Below are 3,047 nucleotides of genomic sequence, written 5' to 3' on the forward strand. Positions count from 1 at the left end.
CCAGCGCATGCTCGACAGCGCCAAGGACGACCCCGAGCAACTGGCCCGGCGCAAGCAGTTCCTGGAGCAGCTCGACAAGGGCGATCCCGAGGCGCTGGCGCGCTGGCAGCGCATGCAGCAGCGCCAGCGCGAAGGCGGCGGGCCGGGCCGCCCGGCCTCCTGAGCGGGGTGTCCGCCGTGAGTCCTTCGCGTCCCTTCATCGAGCGGCCGGTCGCCACCGGCCTCTTGATGCTGGCCATCGTGCTGGCGGGCCTGGTCGGCCTGCGCTTCCTGCCGCTGGCGGCGCTGCCGCAGGTGGACTACCCGACCATCCAGGTGCAGACGCTGTACCCCGGCGGCAGCCCGGAGGTGATGAGCCGTACCGTCACCGCGCCGCTGGAGCGCCAGTTCGGCCAGATGGCCGGGCTGAACCGCATGAGCTCGGTGAGCGCCGCCGGCGTGTCCATCGTCACCCTGCAGTTCGACCTGAACGAGACGCTGGACGTGGCGGAGCAGCAGGTGCAGGCGGCCATCAACGCCGGCGGCTCCTTCCTGCCGGCCGACCTGCCGGCGCCGCCCGTGTACGCCAAGGTCAACCCGGCCGACTCGCCCATCCTCACCCTGGCGGTGAGCAGCGACACCATGCCGCTGACGGAGGTGCAGAACCTGGTGAACACGCGGCTGGCGCAGAAGATGAGCCAGGTGACGGGCGTCGGCCTGGTCACGCTCTCGGGCGGGCAGCGTCCCGCGGTGCGCATCCAGGCCGACACCAACGCGCTGGCCTCGGTGGGCATCGGCATCGACACGCTGCGCAGCGCCATCAGCGCGGCCAACGCCAACAGCGCCAAGGGCAGCTTCGACGGCCCGAAGCGCGCCTACACCATCAACGCCAACGACCAGTTGCTCACGGCGGCCGATTACCAGAACCTGATCGTCGCGTGGAAGAACGGCGCCCCCGTGCGCATGCGCGACGTGGCCCAGGTGGTCGACAGCGCCGAGAACAACCAGCTCGGCGCCTGGGCCGCGCTCAAGGCCGATGCCGACGCGAAGGCCGACACCGTGAAGAACGCCGACGGCACGCTCCGCCCGGCCGTCATCCTGAACGTGCAGCGCCAGCCCGGCGCCAACGTGATCGCCACCGTGGACGCCATCAAGAAGCAGTTGCCCGAGCTGACGGCCTCGCTGCCCGGCGCGGTGCGCATGCAGGTCCTGTCGGACCGCACTACCGGCATCCGCGCCTCGGTGCACCACGTGCAGATCGAGCTGGTGCTGGCGGTGGTGCTGGTGGTCTTGGTGATCTTCTTCTTCCTGCACAACCTGCGCGCCACCGTCATCGCCAGCATCGCGGTGCCGATCTCGCTCATCGGCACCTGCGGGCTGATGTACCTGCTGGGCTATTCGCTCAACAACCTGAGCCTGATGGCGCTGACCATCGCCACCGGCTTCGTGGTCGACGACGCGATCGTGATGATCGAGAACATCGCCCGCTACCTGGAGGAGGGCGAGCAGCCCTTCGCCGCGGCGCTCAAGGGCGCCACGCAGATCGGCTTCACCATCATCTCGCTGACCGTCTCGCTGATCGCGGTGCTGATCCCGCTGCTGTTCATGCAGGACGTGGTGGGTCGCCTGTTCCGCGAGTTCGCGGTGACGCTGGCGATCACCATCCTGATCTCCGCCGTGGTCTCGCTGACGCTGGTGCCGATGATGTCCGCGCGCTGGCTGAAGCCCGAGTCCGAGCAGCGCGGCCGTTTCGGCCACAAGGTGCAGGCCTTCTTCGACCGTGTGATCGCCCGCTACGACGTCGGCCTGCTGTGGGTGCTGCGCCACCAGCCGCTGACGCTGGTGGTCGCCATCGCCACGCTGGCGCTGACGGTGCTGCTGTACGCGGTCATCCCCAAGGGCCTGTTCCCGACGCAGGACACGGGCCAGCTCAAGGCCCGCATCGAGGCCGCGCAGGACGTCTCGTACACCCGCATGGCCGAGCTGCAGAAGGCGGCGGCGCAGGCGATCCTGGAGGACCCCGAGGTGCAGAGCATCAGCTCGGTGGTGGGCGTGGACGCGGCCAACAACACCATGCTCAACACCGGCAGCATGCTGATCAACCTGCGCGCCGGCCGCGGCGACCAGCAGGAGATCATGCAGCGCCTGCGCGAGCGCGTGCGCACCCAGGCGGCCGGCGTCGTGCTGTACCTGCAGCCCACGCAGGACCTGACCATCGACGCCGAGACCGGCCCCACCGAGTACCGCCTGTCGCTGGAAGGCGTGGACACGCAGGCCGTGAACGAGTGGGCGCGCAAGCTGGTGGACAGGCTGCGCACCGCCGAGCTGGCGTCCACGGTGCGCAACGCCACCACCGACGCCGGCGCGCAGGGCCTGGCCGCCTACGTGGACATCGACCGCGCCACCGCCTCGCGCCTGTCGGTCACGGCCAGCTCGGTGGACGACGCGCTCTACAGCGCCTTCGGTCAGCGCATCGTCTCCACCATCTTCACCGAGACCAACCAGTACCGCGTGATCCTGGAGGCGCAGCGCGACGGGCTGGCGTCCATCCAGGGCCTGGGCACGCTGCAGATGCGCACCGGCGGCGGCTCGACCACGCCCCTGTCCTCCTTCGCCACCGTGCGCGAGCAGCTGGCGCCGCTGCAGGTCACGCGCGTGGCGCAGTACCCGGCCGCCACGGTGGGCTTCGACACCGCGCCGGGCATGGCGCTGGGCAAGTCGGTGGCGGCCATCCGCACGGCGGCGAAGGACATCGGCATGCCCTCCAGCATCTCGATGAAGTTCCTCGGCGCGGCCGGCACCTACGAGACCTCGCTGACCAGCCAGCTCTGGCTGATCCTGGCGGCGGTGGTGTGCGTCTACATCGTGCTGGGCGTGCTGTACGAAAGCTACGTGCACCCGCTGACCATCTTCTCCACGCTGCCCTCGGCCGGCGTGGGCGCGCTGCTGGCGCTGATGCTGACCGGCAACGACCTGGGCGTGATCGGCATCATCGGCATCATCTTGCTGATCGGCATCGTCAAGAAGAACGCGATCATGATGATCGACTTCGCCATCGACGCCGAGCG

Annotated in this window: 1 protein-coding gene; it reads left to right on the plus strand. The window is 69.6% G+C overall.

The genetic code is table 11. From position 1 onward, the window contains the following. Positions 1–177: 177 nt before the first annotated feature. On the plus strand, positions 178–3,047 hold a 2,870-nt coding region (locus tag ACIY1X_RS25715; protein WP_399686342.1), incomplete at its 3' end, for an efflux RND transporter permease subunit.

Origin of the sequence: Xenophilus sp., from assembly GCF_044462705.1 — a bacterium.
In the GTDB taxonomy this organism is placed as follows: domain Bacteria; phylum Pseudomonadota; class Gammaproteobacteria; order Burkholderiales; family Burkholderiaceae_C; genus Xenophilus; species Xenophilus azovorans.